Annotated in this window: 23 protein-coding genes; 18 read left to right on the top strand and 5 right to left on the bottom strand. The window is 37.8% G+C overall.

Translation table 11 applies throughout. The features are described from left to right. Positions 1-49: 49 nt before the first annotated feature. Positions 50-1,111 carry a M24 family metallopeptidase gene (locus BLP98_RS06815; RefSeq protein ID WP_074482535.1) on the top strand — a complete coding sequence of 354 codons (1,062 nt, stop codon included), beginning with the start codon at positions 50-52 and terminating at the stop codon, positions 1,109-1,111. A 30-nt stretch (positions 1,112-1,141) separates the two neighbouring features. After that, entirely contained in the window at positions 1,142-1,606 is a 465-nt protein-coding gene (locus BLP98_RS06810) for a deoxycytidylate deaminase (RefSeq protein WP_074482534.1), read from the top strand. Positions 1,607-1,641: 35 nt separating this feature from the next. On the opposite strand, the gene BLP98_RS06805 is transcribed toward BLP98_RS06810, so the two are convergent. Then, positions 1,642-1,953, bottom strand: a complete 312-nt coding sequence (locus BLP98_RS06805; RefSeq protein ID WP_074482533.1) for a hypothetical protein — start codon at positions 1,951-1,953, stop codon at positions 1,642-1,644. A 163-nt stretch (positions 1,954-2,116) separates the two neighbouring features. Here BLP98_RS06805 and efp point away from each other — a divergent pair, with 163 nt between their 5' ends. The 3 genes from efp (at position 2,117) to nusB (ending at position 3,567) form a co-directional block, all read left to right on the top strand. Continuing rightward, a complete protein-coding gene (efp, locus tag BLP98_RS06800) occupies positions 2,117-2,677 on the top strand; it encodes an elongation factor P (protein WP_009854887.1) in 561 nt (186 codons plus the stop codon). A 79-nt stretch (positions 2,678-2,756) separates the two neighbouring features. Continuing rightward, a complete protein-coding gene (locus tag BLP98_RS06795; protein ID WP_074482532.1) occupies positions 2,757-3,146 on the top strand; it encodes an Asp23/Gls24 family envelope stress response protein in 390 nt (129 codons plus the stop codon). Then, positions 3,139-3,567 carry a transcription antitermination factor NusB gene (gene nusB / locus BLP98_RS06790; protein ID WP_074482531.1) on the top strand — a complete coding sequence of 143 codons (429 nt, stop codon included), beginning with the start codon at positions 3,139-3,141 and terminating at the stop codon, positions 3,565-3,567. The genes BLP98_RS06795 and nusB overlap by 8 nt, the downstream gene beginning before the upstream one ends. Before the next feature lie 99 nt (positions 3,568-3,666). Here nusB and BLP98_RS06785 read toward each other — a convergent pair whose 3' ends face one another. Together BLP98_RS06785 and BLP98_RS06780 are read right to left on the bottom strand one after the other, a co-directional pair. Next, positions 3,667-4,629: a LacI family DNA-binding transcriptional regulator gene (locus tag BLP98_RS06785; RefSeq protein WP_074482530.1), complete on the bottom strand. Its 963-nt coding sequence runs from the start codon at positions 4,627-4,629 to the stop codon at positions 3,667-3,669. Position 4,630: 1 nt separating this feature from the next. Then, positions 4,631-6,070: a sucrose-6-phosphate hydrolase gene (locus BLP98_RS06780; RefSeq protein WP_074482529.1), complete on the bottom strand. Its 1,440-nt coding sequence runs from the start codon at positions 6,068-6,070 to the stop codon at positions 4,631-4,633. A 201-nt stretch (positions 6,071-6,271) separates the two neighbouring features. Here BLP98_RS06780 and BLP98_RS06775 point away from each other — a divergent pair, with 201 nt between their 5' ends. The 12 genes from BLP98_RS06775 to BLP98_RS06720 all read left to right on the top strand — a co-directional run bounded on the left by BLP98_RS06775 (position 6,272) and on the right by BLP98_RS06720 (position 20,208). After that, on the top strand, positions 6,272-8,179 hold the full coding sequence (locus BLP98_RS06775) for a sucrose-specific PTS transporter subunit IIBC (protein ID WP_074482528.1): 1,908 nt from the start codon (positions 6,272-6,274) through the stop codon (positions 8,177-8,179). A 155-nt stretch (positions 8,180-8,334) separates the two neighbouring features. Continuing rightward, complete coding sequence (gene scrK, locus BLP98_RS06770; RefSeq protein ID WP_074482527.1) at positions 8,335-9,216, top strand: fructokinase ScrK; 882 nt, start codon at positions 8,335-8,337, stop codon at positions 9,214-9,216. A 296-nt stretch (positions 9,217-9,512) separates the two neighbouring features. After that, complete coding sequence (gene secA / locus BLP98_RS06765; protein ID WP_074482526.1) at positions 9,513-12,035, top strand: preprotein translocase subunit SecA; 2,523 nt, start codon at positions 9,513-9,515, stop codon at positions 12,033-12,035. 95 nt (positions 12,036-12,130) lie between these two features. After that, positions 12,131-13,162 carry a 3-deoxy-7-phosphoheptulonate synthase gene (locus BLP98_RS06760; RefSeq protein WP_074482525.1) on the top strand — a complete coding sequence of 344 codons (1,032 nt, stop codon included), beginning with the start codon at positions 12,131-12,133 and terminating at the stop codon, positions 13,160-13,162. A gap of 3 nt (positions 13,163-13,165) precedes the next feature. Then, positions 13,166-14,221, top strand: coding sequence for a 3-deoxy-7-phosphoheptulonate synthase (locus BLP98_RS06755; protein ID WP_074482524.1), 1,056 nt, complete (start codon positions 13,166-13,168; stop codon positions 14,219-14,221). Between the two features lie 121 nt (positions 14,222-14,342). Next, positions 14,343-14,702, top strand: a complete 360-nt coding sequence (gene acpS, locus BLP98_RS06750; protein ID WP_074482523.1) for a holo-ACP synthase — start codon at positions 14,343-14,345, stop codon at positions 14,700-14,702. Between the two features lie 67 nt (positions 14,703-14,769). Then, complete coding sequence (gene alr, locus BLP98_RS06745; protein ID WP_074482522.1) at positions 14,770-15,876, top strand: alanine racemase; 1,107 nt, start codon at positions 14,770-14,772, stop codon at positions 15,874-15,876. A gap of 85 nt (positions 15,877-15,961) precedes the next feature. Continuing rightward, positions 15,962-17,977 carry an ATP-dependent DNA helicase RecG gene (recG, locus tag BLP98_RS06740; RefSeq protein ID WP_074482521.1) on the top strand — a complete coding sequence of 672 codons (2,016 nt, stop codon included), beginning with the start codon at positions 15,962-15,964 and terminating at the stop codon, positions 17,975-17,977. A gap of 488 nt (positions 17,978-18,465) precedes the next feature. Beyond that, a complete protein-coding gene (locus BLP98_RS06735; protein WP_074482520.1) occupies positions 18,466-18,933 on the top strand; it encodes a hypothetical protein in 468 nt (155 codons plus the stop codon). Positions 18,934-18,989: 56 nt separating this feature from the next. Further along, positions 18,990-19,457: a hypothetical protein gene (locus BLP98_RS06730; protein ID WP_074482519.1), complete on the top strand. Its 468-nt coding sequence runs from the start codon at positions 18,990-18,992 to the stop codon at positions 19,455-19,457. Between the two features lie 27 nt (positions 19,458-19,484). After that, positions 19,485-19,988: a DUF2975 domain-containing protein gene (locus tag BLP98_RS06725; RefSeq protein ID WP_074482518.1), complete on the top strand. Its 504-nt coding sequence runs from the start codon at positions 19,485-19,487 to the stop codon at positions 19,986-19,988. A 10-nt stretch (positions 19,989-19,998) separates the two neighbouring features. Then, positions 19,999-20,208 carry a helix-turn-helix domain-containing protein gene (locus BLP98_RS06720; protein ID WP_021143062.1) on the top strand — a complete coding sequence of 70 codons (210 nt, stop codon included), beginning with the start codon at positions 19,999-20,001 and terminating at the stop codon, positions 20,206-20,208. A gap of 46 nt (positions 20,209-20,254) precedes the next feature. On the opposite strand, the gene BLP98_RS06715 is transcribed toward BLP98_RS06720, so the two are convergent. Next, positions 20,255-21,217: an asparaginase gene (locus BLP98_RS06715; RefSeq protein ID WP_074482517.1), complete on the bottom strand. Its 963-nt coding sequence runs from the start codon at positions 21,215-21,217 to the stop codon at positions 20,255-20,257. Between the two features lie 70 nt (positions 21,218-21,287). Here BLP98_RS06715 and BLP98_RS06710 point away from each other — a divergent pair, with 70 nt between their 5' ends. After that, positions 21,288-22,691, top strand: a complete 1,404-nt coding sequence (locus BLP98_RS06710; protein ID WP_074482516.1) for a Cof-type HAD-IIB family hydrolase — start codon at positions 21,288-21,290, stop codon at positions 22,689-22,691. Positions 22,692-22,771: 80 nt separating this feature from the next. Here BLP98_RS06710 and BLP98_RS06705 read toward each other — a convergent pair whose 3' ends face one another. After that, a complete protein-coding gene (locus tag BLP98_RS06705; RefSeq protein WP_074482515.1) occupies positions 22,772-23,224 on the bottom strand; it encodes a universal stress protein in 453 nt (150 codons plus the stop codon). Between the last annotated feature and the right edge of the window lie 226 nt (positions 23,225-23,450).

The following is a 23,450-nucleotide window of genomic DNA, read 5'->3' as shown; positions in this document are numbered from 1 at the left end:
AAGGATTTTCTGGTATAATTATTTTAAAAAACGAGAGAGGGAGAGGTTCATGCTAGCAAGACTTGAAAGATTTGATGCTAAGTTAAAACAATCAGATGTTGATGCGTTTTTGGTGACTGGTCAAAATAATATTTATTATTTAACAGGATTCTGGGGGACGTCAGCGACTGTTTTTATTTCAAAAACGCGTCGTTTGTTTGTGACGGATGCTCGTTACACCTTGATTGCTAAGCAATCTGTTCAAGGTTTTGATATCATTGAAAGCCGAGATGCTCTTTCTGAGATTGCCAAGGTCATTCAAGCAGATAACATGAAGAAAATTGGTTTTGACAGTCGAGTATCCTTTGCTTATTATCAAGCTTTGCAGGGATTTTTTGCAGCTTATGATTTGGTGCCTATGACGAATTTCATGGAAGAATTGCGCATGATTAAAGATGCTTCTGAAATTGAGACCATTCGTAAGGCTTGTTCCATTTCTGATCGTGCCTTTACAGACATGCTTGATTTTATCAAGCCAGGTCAGACTACTGAGCTACAAGTGGCGAATTTCCTTGATTTTCGTATGCGTGAATATGGTGCTTCTGGTGTGTCTTTTGAAACCATTGCGGCATCAGGCTACCGCTCTGCTATGCCTCACGGCGTAGCCAGTGAGAAGGTAATTCAATCTGGCGAAACCTTGACGCTTGATTTTGGTTGCTACTACAACCACTACGTTAGCGATATGACGCGTACAATCCATATCGGTGAGACGACTGACGAAGAGCGCGAGATTTATGACGTGGTTTTACGTGCTAATCAAGCGGTGATTGACTCTGTTAAAGCTGGGATGACACGTCGTGATTATGATAAGTTGGCGCGTGATGTCATTGAAAAAGCTGGTTATGGTGAGCACTTTACACATGGTATTGGACACGGCATCGGGCTTGATATTCATGAAATTCCCTTCTTTGGTAATTCTGATGAATTGGTTGAAGTTGGCATGACCATCACTGATGAACCGGGAATTTATCTTGATAACAAATACGGTGTTCGTATCGAAGATGATTTAGTTGTGACAGAAAATGGTTGCGAAGTACTTACTTTGGCGCCAAAAGAATTGATTATTTTATAATTGTTAAGCGTTTAGAAAAGGAGGAATACAATGACTGAAAGACTTTCTTGGGAAGATTATTTTATGGCAAATGCGGAGTTGATTTCAAAACGATCAACCTGTGACCGCGCCTTTGTTGGAGCTGTTTTGGTGAAAGATAATCGTATCATTGCGACTGGTTACAATGGTGGCGTATCAGAAACAGATAATTGTAGTGAAGCTGGTCACAAGATGGAAGACGGTCATTGTATCCGTACCGTTCACGCTGAAATGAATGCCCTTATCCAATGTGCCAAGGAAGGTATCTCAACCAAAGGCACAGAAATTTACGTCACACATTTTCCGTGTATTAACTGTACCAAAGCTCTACTTCAAGCTGGTATCAAGAAAATCACTTACAAAACAGCTTACCGCATGCATCCATTCGCACTTGAATTGATGAAACAAAAAGGCGTTGAATGCGTTCAACACGATGTTCCAGAAGTTAGACTTGGTATGGATGATTTTGATGATTAAGCATTAAAAAAGCACTCGACAGAGTGCTTTTAGTATTAATTCAATTTATCTTTTAAAATTTTTTCGTCAACTTCCGTCATTGGTTGCCATCCATCGCTGAGTAATTTTTTGATGAAATAACTGTTGTACATTAATGCAAATGCAATGTTGGCAGCAAATGAGAGAGCTGAAAAACCAGCACCTAGTGCAAGAATAGTTACTACTAACTTAGTTGCTAACATAATACCGAACCATTTCCAATCTTTGCGGAAAAGTGGCACAAAGAAAGAGAAAAAGAGAGTTGTCCAGCTGAAACCAGCTTTTACTTCTTTAATTTCTCCATTTTGATTTTCAAGTCTCACCTTCATATCAATAAATCTCCTTTTAATAAATTCTCACCGTTCATTATATCAAAATTAAAATTTTTTGACATAGTTCGGATTCTTTTTTCAAGAGACTAAAAAGATTTGAGCCATAACGTATTTTATGGTAAAATGAAGTGATAAATAATTTATAAGAGGTAATTAATAAATGATTGAAGCAAGTAAGCTTAGAGCAGGTATGACTTTCGTAACATCTGATGGAAAACTCATCAAAGTTCTCGAAGCAAGCCACCACAAACCAGGTAAAGGTAACACAGTTATGCGTATGAAACTTCGTGACGTACGTACTGGTTCAACATTCGATACAACTTACCGTCCAGAAGAAAAATTCGAACAAGCAATCATCGAAACACGTGCTGCACAATACCTTTACAAAATGGATGATACAGCATACTTCATGGATACTGAAAGCTACGAACAATACGAAATTCCAGTTGTAAACGTAGAACAAGAATTGCTTTACATTCTTGAAAACTCAGAAGTTAAAATCCAATTCTACGGTACTGAAGTTATCGGTGTTACTGTTCCTACAACAGTTGAATTGACAGTTACTGACACTCAACCATCAATTAAAGGTGCTACAGTTACTGGTTCTGGTAAACCTGCAACTCTTGAAACAGGTCTTGTTGTTAACGTACCAGACTTCATCGAAATCGGTCAAAAATTGGTAATCAATACGCAAGAAGGTACTTACGTATCACGTGCCTAAGCTTGCCAGTAGAGCGGGTAGAGAGGGCACCGCTCTCTTTACTTTTTAATCCTTAAACTTAATTAGAAAGGAAATGCTTATGACAACTGAAAATATCGGTGATATTGTTATTTCACCACGAGTACTAGAAGTTATCACAGGTATTGCTGCAACAAAAGTTGATGGCGTTCACTCACTTCGAAATAAAGCCGTAACAGATAGTTTCAGCAAAACAGTTTTAGGTAAAGGTGTTTACCTTCAAACAGAAGAAGATGGCACAGTTAATGCTGATATCTACGTATATCTTCAATACGGTGTCAATGTTCCTACTGTTTCAATGGCCATCCAACAAGCAGTTAAAGCTGCGGTTTACGAAATGGCTGAAGTGACTATTTCATCTGTAAATATTCACGTTGAAGGAATTGTTCCTGAAAAAACACCAAAACCTGATTTGAAAGCATTGTTTGACGAGGATTTCTTGGATGACTAATAACTTTACAAATTCAAGACGTGACCTTCGTGAACGTGCCTTTCAGGCACTGTTTAGCCTCGAATTTGGTGGAGATTATTTGGCAGCTGCTGAGTTTGCCTACACTTATGACAAAAAGTTTGAAGAAGACGAAGAAGTTCAAGTTCCGGTATTTCTTTTAAACCTTGTCAAAGGTGCATGTGATTTGCAATCAGAAATTGATCAACAAATCGAAGCACACCTAAAATCAGGCTGGTCACTAGAACGTTTAACACTGACTGATAAAGCTTTGCTTCGTTTAGGTCTTTTTGAAGTTAAATACTTCGAAGAAACACCTGGACGTGTTGCGGTCAATGAAATCATTGAAATTGCTAAAAAATATTCAGACGAAACATCAGCAAAATTCGTCAATGGATTATTGAGTCAGTTTGTTACTGAATAATACATAAAGAGAGATGCAGTAGCATCTCTCTCTTTTTCTGATTAAAAAGGCAAGAATACAACAAAAAGCACAGACCTTATGCATCTGTGCTTTTTGTTATTAAATACTACCACCAGGAAGTAGAGAAATCGGCAAGATGTAATCTTTGCTTGTTTTTTCTCCTTTGATGCGTTTTAGGAGGATGTCGACAAGCAGACTTGCGATTTCATCAATTGGTTGACGGATAGTTGTCAATTGAGGGAAGAAGTTTTCGATAAATGATGTTCCATCGTAACCAATGATTTTCAGATCTTCCGGGATTTTTAAATCTAATTGTTTAGCAATTTTCATCGTTAAAATGGCTGTTAAATCATCAGAAACAAAGATGCCATCTGGTCTGCTTCTTGCGATAATTGATTTGATTTCCATCTCGCGGCGAATTGTGGATAAGTTGTTAGGGACTTTGAAAACTTCACCGTGTGGAATTTGGAATGAGAAACCAAGAGCACGTAATTCGGTTGGAGAATCGGTGTTATCGTGTCCGGTAATCATAATGATGTTTTCACAACCATTTTTCTGAAGGGTACGAGCAGCTAGTTTTCCACCTTCAAAGTTATCTGAAGCAATGATAGGAACATTTGGCGCCAGATTTCTATCAAAGGCAATAATGGGGGCACTGACGCGTTCGTAATCATCGATACCAAGGTTGTGACTTGATGAAATAATGCCGTCTACTTGGTTAGCTTCAAGCATTTCAATATATTCACGTTCCTTGGCAGGGTCATTTTGACTGTTGCAGATAATCGTTTTATACCCATGTTTGAATAATTCTATTTCAAGATATTCAATCAGTTCAGAATAAAAGATATTGCTAATATTAGGAAAGATGAGTCCAATAAGTTGGGCAGATTTTCCCTGAAGTCCACGGGCGAGATTATTAGGTTTATAGCCTAAAGTTCTCATGGCTTCCTGGACTTTTTGTTTTGTCTTTTCAGACAAATAACCTTTATTGTTGATAACGCGTGAAACGGTTGTCGGGCTTACACCAGCAAGTTCAGCGACGTCAGTTAATTTTGCTACCATATTAGTACTTCAAATCAAAGTATGTACCAGTAACGTCTCCAGATTTAATTGCAATGCCATTTTGGCCAGTTTCAGGGAAGACACGGCTAGTAAATACTTTTTCTCCTTTATTGATAAAGATTTCAACGATTGAATTGTCTACAAAAATATTAGCACTTGTTTCTTTAGTATCAATTGAGCATTCACGGCTTGTGCCAAATTCTGTAGCATATTGAACACCTGCTTTACTGCGGTCAAGAATAATTTTACCGTCTTTAGTATCGACCGTCAAGCTGAGGCCGTTGCCTTTACTGTCGGCAAAGAGAAGGATTTCAGATTTTTGATCTGCAGGGAAACTTAATTCCAATTCATAAGTATTATTAGTTTCTGCTTTGTTTGCAAATGCTTCAGACTTAGCACGTAGTGAAGTAATAGCTTCAACTGGATATTGGTAAAGTTTTCCATCTTTGATAGAAAGTTCTTTTACAAGACTAAGAGCGCCTTGGTAATCGTATTTATCAGTTGGGTAATCAACATCTGGGAGTCCAATCCAGCTTACTGCTAAAGTACGTCCGTCAGGTGCGTTGAATCCTTGAGTAGCATAAGCTTCAAAACCATAATCAAGGTTTTGGATTTCTGAAGCTCCAATAAGTTTTGCATCATCTGTGTCAAACGCTTGACATACTTTGTAAGTATTTGGGTAAATGTTGCGATAGTCAAGTTCAGATTTATCAAGACCTTGTGGGCAGTAAAGTAGAACTGGTTTATCGTCAACAAAGACAAGGTTTGGACACTCAATCATGTATTCTGAGCCAGTACCACCGAAGTCAAGATTTCCGATTTCTTCCCAGTTTTCAACATTGTTATCAACAGCTTTGTAAAGTTTGATAAATCCTGATTTTTTAGGGCTTTGAGCACCGACGATTGCGTAGAATTGACCTTTATAATTAAAGATTTGAGGGTCGCGGAAGTGCTCAGTGGCATCTTCAGGTTGGTGAATAAGGACATTTTCCATTTTAGTAATGTGATGATCTTTGTCCATCCAAGCACCAATTTGAAGTGGGTCACGTACCCAGTTCTTATCGCGGACGTTTCCTGTATAGAATAGGAAAAGTTTATCGTCAATTTCATAAGCAGAACCAGAATAGGCACCGTGGCTATCATTTTTAGTATCTGGGCGAAGTTCAACATTAGTTTCGTGGAAATGGACCAAGTCTTCAGACTCAGTGTGAACCCATTGTTTTAGGCCATGAGCGGCTCCAAAAGGCCAGCTTTGATAGAATAATGTATATTTCCCATTAAAGTATGAAAAACCGTTAGGGTCGTTTAATAATCCAGTTTTAGGCTCGATGTGGTAGCTGACATGCCAAGGTGATTGCTTCACGTTTTCAGTGATTTTATCGACCTCTTCTTTGCTCCAATCAGCGTAAGCACGGTATCGTACTTCTTGAGGTAAGTTCATAATTTTCTCCTTTAGTTAATCTATCTACTATTAATATAGTAAACGTTTTCGCCCTAAAAATCAATTATTTTAAGGCAAAAAGAAAAAAATATGATAAACGCTTGACATATTATTGGATTATGTTAGAATGTAAATGTAGTTAAGTGAAACGCTTACAAATAAGTTCACAAAAAAAGAAATTATATAAAGGAGTTTTTGCAAATGGATAACGCACAGATTGCAAAAGAGATTGTTGCCGCTTTAGGTGGCCGCGAAAACGTTCGTAGTGTCGCTCACTGTGCCACACGTTTACGCGTAATGGTTGTTGATGAAGAAAAAATCGACAAAGACAAAATTGAAAATCTAGACAAAGTTCAAGGAGCTTTCTTCAACTCAGGGCAATATCAAATCATCTTTGGTACTGGTTTGGTAAACAAAATGTATGATGAAGTTGTTGCTCTTGGTTTACCTACAGCTTCAAAAGATGAACAGAAAGCTGAAGCAGCTAAACAAGGAAATTGGTTCCAACGTGCGGTCCGTTCATTCGGTGACGTGTTTGTTCCATTGCTTCCTGCTATCGTAGCAACTGGTCTTTTCATGGGTATCCGCGGAGCTATTAACAATGATACAATCCTTGGATTATTCGGAACAACTTCAGAAGCATTCTCATCTACAAACTTCTACACATATACAGTTGTATTGACAGATACAGCCTTTGCTTTCTTCCCAGCTTTGATTTGCTGGTCAGCGTTTAACGTATTTGGCGGTAGCCCAATTGTAGGTCTTGTTTTAGGTCTTATGATGGTTAATAACTCACTTCCAAATGCTTGGGATGTTGCTTCAAAAGCTGCTAGCCCACTTACATTCTTTGGATTTATTCCAGTTGTTGGTTACCAAAACTCAGTTCTTCCAGCATTCTTCGTAGGTTTGCTTGGTGCGAAACTTGAAAAATGGTTGCACAAAAAAATCCCAGATGTTCTTGACCTTTTGTTGGTTCCATTCTTGACATTCTTGGTAATGTCAGTCTTGGCACTCTTTGTTATTGGTCCGGTATTCCACACAGTTGAAAACTATGTTCTTGCAGGAACTAAATTCTTGCTAAGCTTGCCATTTGGTCTTTCAGGTCTTGTTCTTGGTGGTATTCACCAAGTTATCGTGGTTACAGGTGTTCACCACATCTTCAACTTGCTTGAATCACAATTAATTGCTGCAGATGGTAAAGATCCATTTAACGCAATCATCACAGCTGCAATGACTGCCCAAGCAGGTGCAACTCTTGCGGTTGGTGTTAAAACAAAAGATGCTAAACTTAAAGCCCTTGCTTTCCCAGCTGCTCTTTCTGCTGGACTTGGTATTACTGAACCAGCTATCTTTGGTGTAAACCTTCGTTTTGGTAAACCATTCATTCTTGGTCTTGTTGCTGGTGCTGCTGGTGGTTGGTTAGCTTCAATCTTCAACCTTGCAGGTACAGGTTTTGGTATCACAATCATTCCAGGTACTCTTCTTTACTTGAATGGACAAGTTGTTAAATACATCATCATGGTTCTTGCTACTACAGCTCTTGCCTTTGTATTGACTTACATGTTTGGTTATGAAGATGACAAAAAAGATGTTGTTGCTGCTAAAGAAGCAAAAGAAGTTGCTGAAGAAGTAACAGCTTTGTCTCAAGCAGGTGTTTCTGAAGAAACAGTTGTTAGCCCACTTTCAGGTCAAGCTGTTGAACTTTCTGCAGTTAATGACCCAGTCTTCTCATCAGGAGCTATGGGTAAAGGTATTGCAATCAAACCAAACGGTGATACAGTTTACTCACCAGTTGATGGTACTGTTCAACTTGCTTTTGAAACAGGTCATGCTTATGGTTTGAAATCTGATAATGGTGCTGAAATCCTTATCCACATTGGTATCGATACTGTATCAATGGCAGGTAAAGGTTTTACACAAAAAGTTGCTGCTAACCAAAAAGTTAAAAAAGGTGATGTTCTTGGAACATTTGATCGTGCAGCTATTGCAGAAGCAGGTCTTGATGATACAACAATGATTATTGTGACAAATACTGCTGATTATGCTGAAGTAACTCCAGTTGCTCAAGGTGATCTTGCAGAAGGTGCTGCATTACTAGAACTTAAATAAGTATATATGTATATTTTAAGGGGTTCGAAAGAACCTCTTTTTATATAGGGAAAAACATTGATATAGCAAGTGATTTAAGGACTTTTACACTTGATATATCTTTTGAAATTTTGTATAATATTCTGTATAAAACTAGCAATTTAAAGGGAGATAAAATGACTAAATTATACGGTAGTGTCGAAGCAGGTGGAACAAAATTTGTTTGTGCTGTTGGTGATGAGAATTTTCAAGTTGTTGAAAAAGTTCAATTTCCGACAACAACACCTTATGAAACAATTGATAAAACAGTAGCTTTCTTCAAACGTTTTGAAGAAGATTTGGCAGGTATTGCTATCGGTTCTTTTGGACCAATTGATGTTGATGAAAATTCAAAAACATATGGTTACATCACAACAACTCCAAAACCACATTGGGCTAATGTTGATTTAGTTGGATTGATTTCAAAACACTTTAAAGTACCGTTCTACTTTACAACTGATGTTAACAGCTCAGCTTATGGTGAAACAATCGTCCGCAAAGGTGTTAAAAGTCTTGTTTACTACACAATTGGTACTGGTATTGGTGCCGGTGCTATTCAAAATGGTGAGTTCATTGGTGGACTTGGTCACACAGAAGCAGGTCACGTTTATGTAGCTCCACACCCACAAGATGTAGCTAAAGGCTTTAACGGTGTTTGCCCATTCCATAAAGGATGCTTGGAAGGTATGGCAGCTGGTCCATCACTTGAAGCTCGTACAGGTATTCGTGGTGAATTGATTGAGCTTAATTCTGACGTTTGGGATGTTCAAGCTTATTACATTGCACAAGCTGCTGTTCAAGCTACACTACTTTACCGTCCAGAAGTGATTGTCTTTGGCGGTGGGGTTATGGCTCAAGAACACATGCTAAAGCGTGTTCGTGATAAATTTAAAGCTTTGATGAACGATTATGTACCAGTTCCAGATGTTACAGAATATATCGTAACTCCTGGTGTTGCTGAAAATGGTTCTGCAACTCTTGGTAACTTTGCTTTGGCTAAGAAAGTTTCAGAACGTTAATTACTTGATTAAAAATGTTAGCGAGATTGAGGAAAAGTCCAATTGGATAATTCTTCAATCTTTTTTTACGCTGACGATTCCTTATGAATTGCAGTGCTTTCTTGTTGTTAAGGTGAAAAAAGAGTATAATCGTAGCAGGTGAAATACTCAGAAAATACTAAGAATGATATTAATAAAAAACTAAATATCAAGGCATTTCTAGCGCTTGTCAAACAGAGCTACAATGGTAGCGGATTCTTGTAATAGAGCGCTTTTTATGATAAAATGTGATGATAAGTTTATCGAAAGGAATTGGGATGGCAAATATTCTACGAACTGTTATCGAAAACGATAAAGGCGAATTAAGAAAATTAGAAAAAATTGCAAAGAAAGTTGAGTCATACGCTGATGCGATGGCTGCTTTGTCTGACGAAGAATTAAAAGCAAAGACACCAGAATTTCAACAACGATATCAAAATGGTGAAACTCTAGATCAGTTATTGCCAGAAGCTTTTGCGGTTGTTCGTGAAGCTGCAAAACGTGTTCTTGGACTTTACCCATACCGTGTTCAAATCATGGGTGGTATTGTAATGCACAATGGTGACGTGCCTGAAATGCGTACTGGTGAAGGTAAAACATTGACTGCGACAATGCCAGTATACCTTAATGCCCTTGCTGGTGAAGGTGTCCACGTTATCACTGTTAATGAATACCTTGCAACACGTGACGCTACTGAGATGGGTGAAGTATATAGCTGGTTAGGACTTTCTGTCGGTATCAACTTGTCTGCTAAATCAGCTTATGAAAAACGTGAAGCTTATAACTGTGACATCACATATTCAACTAACTCAGAAATTGGTTTTGACTACCTTCGTGATAACATGGTTGTTCGTCAAGAAGATATGGTACAACGCCCATTGAACTTTGCTTTGGTCGATGAAGTTGACTCAGTTTTGATTGATGAAGCTAGAACACCTTTGATTGTTTCTGGACAAGTGACTTCTGAAACAAGCCAACTTTATATTCGCGCTGATAGATTTGTTAAGACTCTTGAAAGTGTTGATTATGTCATTGATGTACCAACTAAAACAATTGGCTTGACTGACAGTGGTATCGATAAAGCAGAAGAATACTTCCATTTGGAAAACCTTTACGATTTGGAAAATGTTGCCTTAACACACTACATTGACAATGCTCTTCGTGCCAACTACATCATGATTTTGGATATTGACTATGTGGTTAGTGAAAATGGCGAAATCCTAATTGTCGATCAATTTACAGGACGTACAATGGAAGGTCGTCGCTTCTCTGACGGTTTACACCAAGCTATTGAAGCTAAAGAAGGCGTGCGCATTCAGGAAGAATCTAAGACAAGTGCCTCAATTACTTACCAAAACATGTTCCGTATGTATAAAAAATTGGCAGGTATGACTGGTACAGCTAAAACTGAAGAAGAGGAATTCCGCGAAGTTTACAATATGCGCATTATTCCAATTCCAACGAATAGACCGGTCGCACGTATTGACCATCCAGATTTGTTATACCCAACACTAGCTTCTAAATTTAGAGCAGTGGTCGAAGATGTTAAACGTCGTCATGCGAAAGGTCAACCAGTTTTGGTCGGTACTGTAGCTGTTGAAACTTCAGACCTTATTTCTAAGAAATTGGTTGAAGCTGGTATTCCACACGAAGTTTTGAATGCTAAAAACCACTTCAAAGAAGCACAAATTATCATGAATGCTGGTCAACGTGGTGCTGTTACAATTGCAACTAACATGGCTGGTCGTGGTACAGATATCAAACTTGGTGAAGGAGTTCGTGAACTTGGTGGACTTTGTGTCATTGGTACTGAACGTCATGAAAGCCGTCGTATTGATAATCAGCTTCGTGGTCGTGCAGGTCGTCAAGGTGACCCAGGTGAATCACAATTTTACCTTTCACTTGAAGATGATTTGATGCGTCGTTTTGGTTCAGATCGTATCAAGGCATTCCTTGATCGTATGAATCTTGATGAAGAAGAAGCTGTCATCAAATCTAAGATGTTGACTCGTCAAGTGGAATCAGCACAAAAACGTGTTGAAGGTAACAACTACGATACTCGTAAACAAGTCCTTCAATATGATGATGTTATGCGTGAACAACGTGAAATCATTTATGCTGAACGTCACGACGTTATTACAGCTGACCGTGATTTGGCACCTGAAATCAAAGCTATGATTAAACGTACGATTAATCGCGCTGTTGATGCTCACAGTCGTGCTGACCGTGAAGAAGGCATTAAAGCAATCCTCAACTTTGCTAAATCAAACTTAGTTCCTGAAGATTCAATTAAATTAGCTGATCTTGAAGAATTAGACTTTGAAGAAATCAAAGAAGATCTTTACAACCGTGCTTTGAAAGTTTACGATGCTCAAATCGCTAAACTTCAAAACGAAGATGCTGTGAAAGAATTCCAAAAAGTCTTAATCTTGATGGTTGTTGATAATAAGTGGACAGATCATATTGATGCTCTTGATCAATTACGTCAATCAGTTGGTTTGCGTGGTTATGCTCAAAATAACCCAGTTGTTGAATATCAATCAGAAGGTTTCCGTATGTTCCAAGCAATGATTGGAGCCATCGAATTTGACGTAACACGCACAATGATGAAAGCACAAATTCACCAACAAGAACGTGAACGCTCAGCAGAACGTGCAACAACAATGGCTGAAAAGAATATCTCTGCCCAAAATGTCCAAGCACAATCTGATATTGATTATTCTAATGTTAAACGTAACGATTTGTGCCCATGTGGATCAGGTAAAAAATTCAAAAATTGCCATGGTCGCAAACATTTTTAAAAAAGACAACAGAAAATTCTGACAATTTATTGAAAAACCTCTTGAAAATGGTATAATATATAAAATCTTAACTAAATTCAGGAGAGGGAAAATATATGTCATTTAAAGCAACAAGTAAAAAGATTAATTTCGATGCTCTCAAAGAAGAATCAAAATTAACTGGTGACGCTCTAGCTAAAAAAGAAGCTCGTGATCGCGAACTGCAAGCTATTATTAAAGGTGAAGATGATCGAGTTCTTTTGGTTATCGGTCCTTGCTCATCTGATAATGAAGATGCTGTGCTTGAATACGCTCATCGTTTGGCAAAACTTCAAGAAGAAGTTAAAGATCGAGTCTTTATGGTGATGCGTGTCTATACAGCAAAACCACGTACGAATGGTGATGGTTATAAAGGTTTGATGCACCAACCTGATACGTCAGAAGCACCAAGCTTGATTAATGGTATTAAAGCCGTTCGTCACCTTCATTATCGTGTGATTTCAGAAACAGGATTGACAACGGCAGACGAAATGCTTTACCCAGAAAATCTTCCATTGGTAGATGACTTGGTATCTTATATCGCTGTTGGTGCTCGTTCAGTTGAAGACCAACAACACCGCTTTGTTGCTTCAGGTATCAGTGTTCCAACAGGAATGAAAAATCCTACTTCAGGGAACTTGAATGTTATGTTTAACGGTATTTATGCCGCACAAAACAAACAATCATTCTTGTTTAACGGTGAAGAAGTTGAAACATCTGGTAATCCATTTGCACATGCTATCCTTCGTGGTGCACTTAACGAATATGGTAAGAATGTGCCAAACTATTACTATGATAATGTCATCGATACTATCGAACAATACGAAAAAATGGGACTTGAAAATCCATTTATCGTTATCGATACTAACCATGACAATTCAGGAAAACAATATTTAGAACAAGTTCGTATTGTCCGTCAAACATTGATTAACCGTGATTGGAATGAAAAAATCAATAAATATGTTCGTGGATTTATGATTGAATCTTACCTAGAAGATGGTCGTCAAGACAAACCTGAGGTATTTGGTAAATCAATCACAGATCCATGTCTTGGATGGGACAATACAGCAAAACTTGTTCACGAAATTTACGATACACTAGGTAAATAATTTATGGGAATACATCAAAAGAGTGCAACAATTGATATTGCACAAGTCAAAGAACTATCAAAATTAGAAGGTGATTTTCTTGCTAAGAAGAAAGCACGTGATGCTGAGCTAGCAAAAATCATCAAAGGTGAAGATGATCGTATTCTTTTGGTCATCGGTCCATGTTCATCTGATAATGAAGATGCTGTACTTGAATACGCTCATCGTTTGGCGAAAATTCAAGAAGAAGTAAAAGATAAGATTTTCATTGTCATGCGTGTTTATACAGCAAAACCGCGTACAAATGGTGATGGTTATAAAGGATTGATGCATCAGCCTGATACGTCAAAACTTCCAGATTTGATTAATGGTGTTGCTGCTGTTCGTCATTTGCATTATCGTGTCATCACAGAAACTGGTTTGACGACTGCAGATGAGATGTTGTATCCTGATAACCTTACCTTGGTAGATGATTTGGTGTCATATCATGCTATTGGAGCTCGTTCGGTTGAAGACCAAGAGCACCGCTTTGTTGCCTCTGGAATTGATGCCCCTGCAGGAATGAAAAATCCAACATCTGGTAATTTGAACGTGATGTTTAACGGTATTTATGCTGCACAAAATAAACAAAACTTCATCTACCATAATGCAGAAGTTGAAACTGATGGTAATCCATTGGCGCATGCCATTCTTCGTGGTGCACTAACTGAGCATGGTGAAAATGTGCCAAACTACTATTATGACGACTTGTTGAAAGCAATTGCTCATTACGAAAAAATGGGACTTGAAAATCCATTTATCGTTATCGATACGAACCATGACAATTCTGGTAAACAATATCTTGAACAAATCCGTATTGTACGTCAAACATTGATTAATCGCGACTGGAGTGATAAAATTAACAAGTATGTACGTGGATTCATGATTGAATCTTACTTGGAAGATGGTCGCCAAGATACACCAGAGGTATTTGGAAAATCGATCACAGACCCATGTCTAGGATGGGATAAAACTGAAAAATTGATTCGTGAAATCCATGCAACCTTAAGTCATGATTCTTATGAGGAATTGCTATTCTAATTAATTGAATAACCTATGGGGCTGGGGATTTTTCTCAGCTCCTTAGTTTTGGAAATCATTAAGCGATTAAGCTGATAAGAGTTTTGACTTGGTTTAAAATCGTTTTTCACAAAGGAGACGTATGATTATTGGTCATGGCATTGACTTGCAAGAAATAGATGCAATCAAGCGAGCGTATGAGAAGAATAATAGATTTGCAAAGCGCGTGCTGACAGAAAAAGAATTTCAAGTTTTTTCAGGTTTTAAGGCTGAGAAAAGGCAAATGGAATTTTTGGCAGGGCGTTGGGCTGCAAAAGAAGCTTTCGCTAAGGCAATGGGAACTGGAATTGGGACACTAGGGTTTCAAGATATTGAGATTTTGAATAATCACCTAGGAGCTCCTGAGGTAACTCAGTCTCCATTTCCTGGAAAATGTTTTATTTCGCTTTCTCATACAGGAAATCTTGTGCAAGCCAGTGTTATCTTAGAAGATGCTGAGTAACAAGCTTTTTGAAAAATGAAAAGTAGGATGAATTGATAAATTTTTTACTAGCTTTGGAGGAGAAAAAATGATTTCAAGTTTACACCGACCAACAAGAGCCTTAATTGATTTGGGTGCTATTTGTCAAAATATCGAGGCGGTTAAAGCTAATATTCCAGAAGGGAAAAAAGCTTTTGCGGTTGTTAAAGCTAATGCCTATGGACATGGTGCTAAAAAGGTAGCGCAAGCTGTACATCATTTAGTTGATGGATTTTGTGTGTCAAATGTTGATGAAGCCCTTGAACTTCGTGAAGCGGGTATTGAAGAAACAATCTTAATTTTGGGTGTCATCATGCCTAATGAGGTTGCTTTGGCGCGTGATTACAATATTACCTTGACTGTAGCTAGCCAAGAATGGCTTGATTTGGCAATTGAGCAGGACATTAGTCTTAAAGGGGTAAATGTTCATTTGAAAGTTGATTCAGGTATGGGACGTATCGGTGTACGTAGTCTTGAAGAAGCTGAAAGCTTGATTGCTAACTTGAAAAAAGCCGGTGCTAATGTTGAAGGAATCTTTACTCACTTTGCGACAGCTGATGAAGCTGACGATACTAAATTTAATGAGCAATTGGAATTCTTTACGAATTTGGTGAATAACTTGAGTGATAAACCAGCTCTTGTTCATGCTAGTAACTCAGCAACAAGTATTTGGCACAGTGAAACCATCTTTAATATTGTTCGTCTTGGTATTGTTATGTATGGTTTGAATCCAAGTGGAACAGATATTGAATTGCCTTATCCTATTAAACCAGCTCTTGGTTTGGAATCAGCACTAGTTCACGTGAAAACAATTCCTGCTGGTGCAACAGTTGGTTATGGTGCAACTTATACAGCACAAAAAGAAGAATACATTGCGACAGTGCCAATCGGTTATGCTGATGGTTGGACACGTGATTTGCAAGGCTTCTCAGTTCTTGTTAATGGTCAGTTTTGTGAAATTGTTGGGCGCGTGTCAATGGACCAAATCACGATTCGTTTGCCAGAAAAATTCCCAATCGGTACTAAAGTAACTTTGATTGGTCAAGAAGGTGACAAGGTTATTTCAGCTACTGATTTGGCTCAAAAACGTGGTACTATCAATTATGAAGTGCTTTGTCTTCTAAGTGACCGTATCCCACGTTTCTATTCAAAATAAGATAAAAAGGATTCTAGATTATCGTGATTTTCTTACGACGATTTAGAATCTATTTTTTGTTATAATAGTAGCAAAGTGAGGTCTTATGAATTTACAATCATCAATTGAGGAATTAAAAGGCTTAGGTCCTAAGTCGGCAGAAAAATTCCATAAATTAGACATTTATACGATTGAGGATTTGCTGCTTTATTATCCTTTTCGTTATGAAGATTTTAAGAGCAAAAGCGTTTTAGACTTGGTTGACGGGGAAAAAGCTGTTATTGTCGGAACAGTGGTAACACCAGCAAATGTCCAGTATTATGGCTATAAGCGAAATCGCCTTTCTTTTAAAATCAAACAAGGCGAAGCTGTTATTGCGGTGTCATTTTTCAATCAACCCTATTTAGCGGATAAAGTCGAGCTAGGTAGTGATGTGGCAATCTTTGGAAAATGGGATGCCATCAAATCTGCTGTGACAGGAATGAAAATTTTAGCTCAGGTTGAAGATGATATGCAGCCTGTTTACCGTGTAGCGCAGGGCATTTCACAAAATGCTCTTATCAAAGCCATCAAAGCTGCTTTTGAACTAGGTGCTCAAAATTGGTTGCCAGAGAATTTACCTCAAGTCCTAATCGCTAAATATCGTCTGTTAGGACGTGCTCAGGCAACAACCGCTATGCATTTTCCAAAAGATTTAGCTGAATATAAACAAGCTCTTCGCCGTATTAAGTTTGAAGAACTTTTCTATTTTCAAATGAATTTACAAGCCTTAAAAGCTGACAATAAATCAGAATCAAACGGTTTATTGATTGCTTATGATGAAGAGAAACTTGCTGAGAAGATAGCTGGATTGCCTTTTGAACTGACGGGTGGGCAAAAGCACAGCCTTAGTGATATTTTGTCTGATATGCGCTCTGGTGGACATATGAACCGTCTTTTGCAAGGGGACGTTGGTTCTGGTAAGACAGTTGTTGCAAGTCTTGCTATGTATGCAGCTTATACGGCAGGTTATCAGTCAGCCTTGATGGTGCCAACAGAAATCTTGGCTGAGCAGCACTTTGACAGCTTGACGCAACTTTTCCCAGATTTGTCGATTGCTATTTTAACCTCAGGAATGAAAGCAGCGGCAAAAAAAGCAGCGTTATCAGCGATTGCTGATGGTTCGGTAGACATGATTGTGGGAACTCATGCTCTTATTCAAGATGCAGTGACTTATCACCGCTTAGGTCTTGTCATTACTGATGAGCAGCACCGTTTTGGGGTTAATCAACGTCGTATTTTCCGTGAAAAAGGGGAAAATCCAGATGTTCTTATGATGACGGCTACACCTATTCCACGAACACTTGCCATTACCGCTTTTGGTGAAATGGATGTTTCTATTATTGATGAGTTACCTGCAGGAAGAAAGCCTATCATTACTCGCTGGGTGAAGCACGAGCAATTAGATGTGGTGCTTAATTGGGTCAAAATAGAATTGCAAAAAGGTGCGCAAGCTTATGTCATTTCACCTTTAATTGAAGAGTCTGAATCACTTGATTTGAAGAATGCCATTGCTTTGCATGAAGATTTGTCTGAGTATTTTGCAGGAACAGCTCAGGTAGCTTTAATGCACGGACGCATGAAAAATGATGAAAAAGAAGCCATCATGCAAGATTTTAAAGCTCAAAAAAGCCAGGTTTTGGTTTCAACAACAGTTATCGAAGTTGGTGTCAATGTGCCAAACGCTACTATTATGATTATCATGGACGCTGATCGCTTTGGACTTAGTCAATTGCATCAGCTTCGCGGTCGTGTTGGACGTGGTGAAAAACAATCTTACGCTATTTTAGTAGCTAATCCTAAGACGCAAACTGGGAAAGAACGCATGAAAATCATGACAGAGACAACAGATGGTTTTGTATTGGCAGAAGCCGATCTCAAGATGCGTGGGTCTGGTGAAATCTTTGGAACACGTCAGTCAGGGATTCCAGAATTTCAAGTGGCGGATATTGTGGAAGATTATAATATTCTCGAAGAAGCTAGACGAGTTGCCAGCCAGATCGTTTCAAATCCAAATTGGCGCCAAGAACCACAATGGCAAATCATCACTCAAAATCTCAAAGACAAGGGTAACTTTGATTAAGGTTTATGAAAGATTTCTACAAGGAAAGCTTAAGCTTTCCTTTTTATAATGGCTTTACCAAATGAAAGATGAGGTAAGCTTATGATAATAAACGTAACTTATAAGATGACATTTGCTAAAAAAATTGACGAGAAACCAGCTTACGGCAAGTAGGCTGATAAGAGTACTCTTTTTGATAGTTTTCTATGGCAGTAATAAATAACACCCATGATAAAGACGTAAGACCATAGTAAAAATCTGGCTCAGTCGAAATGACTGGGCTTTTTTATGTTTAAATTCTGGTAAAAACAGTGAAAATTTCGCGAAAAAATAAAAAAATATCGATTTTCGATAAAAAAGTGTTGCAAAACGAAAAACTTGTGGTATACTAAATATATCGAAAAACGATAAAAGATTTTCGAAAAAGAATAATTTAATATTGCAAAACGGATTTAACAATTGAGCTCAACCACAAATCCAATAGGAACCCATTTTTTAGGAGATTTATCATGAACACAAAAACTATCGAAAACATCGTCAAAACAGTCGCTAAAGTTGCTATTAATCTTACTAATGTTGTTTTAGTCTTAACCATTTTGGCAGATTTAATTTCACATATTTATGGCTATGATACAGTCAATGTTGGTCATTACGGAGTGATTGATTGGACAATTGGAAAAGAAACGAATACATGGTTAGTAACAGCACTGACAATCTTGACAAACAGTGCCATGATTTACGGATTGACAAAACTCAAACACTTCATTGCAAGCTTCACTGTAAAAGAAGTACTAACTGACAAAACATACCGCTTCTTAAAACAAGCTAGTCTCTACACATTCTTTGTATCATTTCTTCAAAACTTTTTATCAACATCAATGCACCAAGCTCAACTTGTTTTTGATTTTTCAATTTGCGCTTATTTCTGCCTTGCTTTTCTACTTGTTAAATACCTACGTGGACGTCACGTGGCCTAACCCAAAAATCATCGTCATTTTACCAATTATCAATTAACTTTAAGAGGAGATTTATTATGAATACAAAAACTATCGAAACTGCTGTTAAAACTATTGCTAAAATTGCTATCAACATCACTATTGTAAGTCTTGTTTTAATCATTCTTGCTGACTTTGCTTCACATTTTTACGGTTACGATAAAATGGCTTTAGGTCAATACGGTATGATTGAGTGGGCAATTAGTAAGAGCCAACATACTTGGGGCATTACATTTTTGACTTGTCTGGTAAATGGTGCCATTATTTACGGACTTACTAAATTAAAAGCTTTCCTTTCTGATTTGACAGTTGCTGATATTCTTTCAGACCCTACTTATAGCTTTTTGAAAAAAGCAACTCTTTACACATTTGTGGTATCAGTTTTCCAAAACATCTTGACAAATGCTTCTAATACAAGTAATATGACAGTTGACTTTTCAGTTTGCGGCTTTTTGGTCCTTGCTGTTGTGATTAGTAAATGGCTTCGCACTCGTCGCTTAGCTTAACGGGAAAATAATTTTAAGGAGACAATCATGAAGAAAACAAACTATAAAGCGTTGAAAGTTGCCAATGTTGTGATTAATATTGCAATCGTCTTAATCGTTTTATCTACAGTAGTTGCTATTTCTCTTTCGTTGACACAACCTCATTTGAACTTGATGAATCAAGCTGGAAATGGTTTTTCATTTGATGTTAATATTCCAGAAAAGCTTTTGCATTCGCCATCATTTCTTAGTTTGTTCGCTGTTAATTCATGCCTTTGGATTGCGCTCCTTGTTTTTGTGAAATTATTTTTCAAAAATATTATCGATAATAATATTTTTACACCAGAAAATGTAAAACTAGCTCGTTATGTTGAGTACAATTTTATTGCTCTTGCCTTTTTAGATAGTTGGTTCCAAAGTTTGTGTTCTGGTTCAGGAGTTTTGACCTTTGTTAACTGGGCTTATCTGGTAGCTGCATTTGTCGTTTGGGTATTTTCAATGATTTTAAAAGAAGCTAATATCATTGCTGAAGAAAATGAATTTACAATTTAGAGGTAGTCATATGATTCAAATTAATCTTGATGTTGAATTAGCAAAACGTAAAATGAAATCAGGAGAATTGGCTGAACGAGTTGGTATTACAAATGCCAACCTTTCTATCCTAAAAACAGGTAAAGCTAAGGCAGTTCGTTTAACGACTTTAGATGCGATTTGTCGTGAGTTAGGCTGTCAACCTGGTGATATTTTAGAATACATTCCTGATGAAGAATAAAAAGCTGAGGTTCATTTGAACTTCAGCTTTTTGTATGAAACGGAATCTAACCTTCAATATATTCTTTTAATTCTTGTCCTTTTAGCCCTGCATTTAAGGCAATAAGGAGTTTTAAACGTGCTTTTTGGGCATTGAGTTCTTTGACGAACATAACGCCAGCGTTAGCTAGTTGGACGCCTCCACCGTCATAAGCATAGACTGGTTCAGCGATTCCGTTGAAGCAACGTGAGACGAGGACAACGGGAACACCTTGTTTGATAAGGTCATAGATTTCATTAGCAGCGCGTGGAGGCATATTTCCAGCACCAAGTGCTTCGATAACAACGCCTTGAACGTTACTTGGATTAAGGAAACTAATGATACCATCGCCTCCCATACCTGCGTAAGCTTTGATGATAGGAACTGTGCCTGAGATATCTTGCAAATCAAAGCGAACACGTGGTTCTGCGGTACGGAAAAAGAGGATATCGTGTTTCATGATGATGCCAAGTGGCCCATGAATGGGTGTTCTGAAGGTTGACACGTTAGTAGTGTGTGTTTTTGTGACGTATTTTGCAGCATGAATTTCATCATTCATAACGACCAAGACACCTTTGCCGATGGCTTTTTCATGGCTAGCAACGCGAAGGGCGCTAAGATAGTTATAAACACCATCACTACCTAACTCATTTGATGAGCGCATGGCACCAGTAAGGACGATTGGAATGTTAGGAACTTCCATTGTATCGAGAAAATAGGCTGTTTCTTCAAGGGTATCAGTACCATGAGTGATGACAACACCATCATAGTTTTCAGCTTCTTCTTTTATTTTTTGATAAAGCTTTAACATGTGTCTTGGTGTAATATGGGGACTTGGAACATTAAAAAAATCAAGTGCTGTCACTTGAATGTTCTCAAGATTGACACCGACATGGTTCATCGGATTATCATTTTCTGGGCGGACATGACCAGCTTCATCAGCTTGCATTGAAATAGTTCCACCCGTATGCAAGACGAGGATTTTTTTCATGACAATAAAACTTCCTTTTAAAATTGTGATATAATCTATTTTAACATAAAGAGGGAGGGCGAGAAACGGTTTGGCAATAAAAGCAGTATTTTTTGATATTGATGGGACACTTTTAAATGATCGAAAAAATGTACAGCAATCAACACAAAAGGCAATTAAGAGCTTGAAAAAGCAGGGGATTTTTGTGGGAGTAGCGACGGGACGTGGTCCTGGTTTTGTACAACCCTATTTGGAAAATTTAGGTTTAGATTTTGCTATTTCCTATAATGGTCAGTACATTTTTACACGAGATCAGGTGCTTTATCATAATCAAATGGCTGTGTCGACCATTTATCGTTTGATTCGTTATGCCAATGATCATCGCCGTGAAATTTCTCTAGGAACTGCTTCTGGTTTGGTGGGTTCCCGAATTATTAATATGGGAACTAGCCGCTTTGGTCAAGTTGTTAGCACGCTTGTTCCAAAACGTTGGGCAAAAGCAGTAGAACGAAGTTTTAAACATTTTATTCGTCGTTTTAAGCCACAAAATTTAAATGGGCTATTGGCGATTATGCGTCAGCCTATTTATCAAGTGGTATTTGTGGCAACTGAAGGGGAAACGGCTGATATTCAAAATGCTTTTCCTTATATCAAAGTGACGCGTAGTAGCCCTTATTCAGCTGATATCATTTCAAAAGGACAATCTAAAGTTAAGGGGATTGAACGCGTTGGTGATATCTTTGGCTTTAGTCTACATGAAGTCATGGCTTTTGGTGATTCTGATAATGATATTGAAATGTTATCTGGTGTTGGCACTGGTGTTGCTATGGGAAATGCCAAAGAATCTGTTAAAGCCGTTGCTACTTATACAACAGATACTAATAATAATGATGGTATTTCAAAGGCTTTGGCTCATTGTGGATTGATTCACGTTGAAGTTGGTGAACGATTTGATAGTCAAGATGATAACTTTAACAAAGTTAAAGATTTCCACCATCAAATGGACGGTGAAACTTGTGAGACTCCTAGACTATATGGGGTTGAGGAAGCTGACCATCGCTCTGATTTCAAAGTTGAAGAGATTGTCGAATTCTTGTATGCGACAAGTAAAGGTAATCCACAAGCTTTCCAACAATCTGTAGCCAATTTGCATGAAGCTGTGGATAAAGCTGTTCGTAAAATTAAAAGCAAAGAACATCCAGAGACACCGCTTGTTGGTCAGGTGGATGCTTTGACGGATTTGTTGTATTTGACTTATGGTTCATTTGTTTTAATGGGGGTTGACCCAAAACCATTCTTTGATATTGTCCATGAATCAAATATGGGGAAAATCTTCCCTGATGGTCAAGCACACTTTGATCCAGTTACACATAAGATTTTAAAACCAGATGATTGGGAAGAAAAATTTGCACCAGAACCAGCAATTAAACGTGAGCTGGACCGACAAATTCAAAAATCATTAAATCGTAAAAAAAGAAACCAAGCTAGTCATTAGGCTAACTTGGCTTTTTTTGTAATTATAGAATAGTTGATTAAAAATTATTATTATTAAAGAGAATTGATATTACTCAAGACTTAGAATGTCTTTTCGCTATCACGAACAACTAGCAAATCGACTTTTGCATGGCGCATAATATATTCTGATGAAGAACCGATGAGAAGTCGTTCAAATGTGTTAAGACCAGTAGCCCCAACCATAATCAAATCAGCTTTTTCTTTATCAGGAATATCACGAGCTAGGAGTGTTTTTGGATTACCAAATTCAATGATTTGTTTGATTTTAGTCAATCCTTTATCGCGAGCTTGTTTTTCGTAGTCATCCAATACTTCTTTAGCTTCTTGTTCGAGTTTTTCATAGACGTAAGTATCGAAAGTAGCTACGCTTTGCAAAGCGCGTGTATCAATGACGTGTGTAAGTAGTAACTCTGCGTTGTTGCGTAGTGCAACATTTACCCCTTTTTCAAAAGCCAATTCTGATTCGTAAGAACCATCAATAGCAATTAGGATTTTTTCATAATGATGTGACATAAGCTGCCTCCTTAATTATGCTAGCAAGAGCGTAAAAGTAAGCGAAAATGTAGGACTGGTAAGAAATCTTGGTTTATCGAGAACTAAGGTTAGTTATCCGTCAGCTGTTAATAAGATAACAGCATTCCGCATTCCAAACTTCCTGCCCATATCAATAATTTTAATAAGCTAGTCGGGATAAGATAATCAAACGTTAACCGCTTACAATTATCATGAGAAATATCCC

This window comes from Streptococcus equinus (assembly GCF_900104225.1).
GTDB lineage: Bacteria > Bacillota > Bacilli > Lactobacillales > Streptococcaceae > Streptococcus > Streptococcus equinus_D.
The sequence above is the reverse complement of the archived record's forward strand: the minus strand, read 5'-3'. Positions and strand labels throughout refer to the sequence as shown.

What these genes read in the sequence shown, in the direction of transcription:
- BLP98_RS06815 (WP_074482535.1), top strand. Translation starts at nt 50, where the DNA reads ATGCTAGCAAGACTTGAAAGATTTGATGCTAAGTTAAAACAATCAGAT.
- BLP98_RS06810 (WP_074482534.1), top strand. Translation starts at nt 1,142, where the DNA reads ATGACTGAAAGACTTTCTTGGGAAGATTATTTTATGGCAAATGCGGAG.
- BLP98_RS06805 (WP_074482533.1), bottom strand. Translation starts at nt 1,953, where the DNA reads ATGAAGGTGAGACTTGAAAATCAAAATGGAGAAATTAAAGAAGTAAAA.
- efp (WP_009854887.1), top strand. Translation starts at nt 2,117, where the DNA reads ATGATTGAAGCAAGTAAGCTTAGAGCAGGTATGACTTTCGTAACATCT.
- BLP98_RS06795 (WP_074482532.1), top strand. Translation starts at nt 2,757, where the DNA reads ATGACAACTGAAAATATCGGTGATATTGTTATTTCACCACGAGTACTA.
- nusB (WP_074482531.1), top strand. Translation starts at nt 3,139, where the DNA reads ATGACTAATAACTTTACAAATTCAAGACGTGACCTTCGTGAACGTGCC.
- BLP98_RS06785 (WP_074482530.1), bottom strand. Translation starts at nt 4,629, where the DNA reads ATGGTAGCAAAATTAACTGACGTCGCTGAACTTGCTGGTGTAAGCCCG.
- BLP98_RS06780 (WP_074482529.1), bottom strand. Translation starts at nt 6,070, where the DNA reads ATGAACTTACCTCAAGAAGTACGATACCGTGCTTACGCTGATTGGAGC.
- BLP98_RS06775 (WP_074482528.1), top strand. Translation starts at nt 6,272, where the DNA reads ATGGATAACGCACAGATTGCAAAAGAGATTGTTGCCGCTTTAGGTGGC.
- scrK (WP_074482527.1), top strand. Translation starts at nt 8,335, where the DNA reads ATGACTAAATTATACGGTAGTGTCGAAGCAGGTGGAACAAAATTTGTT.
- secA (WP_074482526.1), top strand. Translation starts at nt 9,513, where the DNA reads ATGGCAAATATTCTACGAACTGTTATCGAAAACGATAAAGGCGAATTA.
- BLP98_RS06760 (WP_074482525.1), top strand. Translation starts at nt 12,131, where the DNA reads ATGTCATTTAAAGCAACAAGTAAAAAGATTAATTTCGATGCTCTCAAA.
- BLP98_RS06755 (WP_074482524.1), top strand. Translation starts at nt 13,166, where the DNA reads ATGGGAATACATCAAAAGAGTGCAACAATTGATATTGCACAAGTCAAA.
- acpS (WP_074482523.1), top strand. Translation starts at nt 14,343, where the DNA reads ATGATTATTGGTCATGGCATTGACTTGCAAGAAATAGATGCAATCAAG.
- alr (WP_074482522.1), top strand. Translation starts at nt 14,770, where the DNA reads ATGATTTCAAGTTTACACCGACCAACAAGAGCCTTAATTGATTTGGGT.
- recG (WP_074482521.1), top strand. Translation starts at nt 15,962, where the DNA reads ATGAATTTACAATCATCAATTGAGGAATTAAAAGGCTTAGGTCCTAAG.
- BLP98_RS06735 (WP_074482520.1), top strand. Translation starts at nt 18,466, where the DNA reads ATGAACACAAAAACTATCGAAAACATCGTCAAAACAGTCGCTAAAGTT.
- BLP98_RS06730 (WP_074482519.1), top strand. Translation starts at nt 18,990, where the DNA reads ATGAATACAAAAACTATCGAAACTGCTGTTAAAACTATTGCTAAAATT.
- BLP98_RS06725 (WP_074482518.1), top strand. Translation starts at nt 19,485, where the DNA reads ATGAAGAAAACAAACTATAAAGCGTTGAAAGTTGCCAATGTTGTGATT.
- BLP98_RS06720 (WP_021143062.1), top strand. Translation starts at nt 19,999, where the DNA reads ATGATTCAAATTAATCTTGATGTTGAATTAGCAAAACGTAAAATGAAA.
- BLP98_RS06715 (WP_074482517.1), bottom strand. Translation starts at nt 21,217, where the DNA reads ATGAAAAAAATCCTCGTCTTGCATACGGGTGGAACTATTTCAATGCAA.
- BLP98_RS06705 (WP_074482515.1), bottom strand. Translation starts at nt 23,224, where the DNA reads ATGTCACATCATTATGAAAAAATCCTAATTGCTATTGATGGTTCTTAC.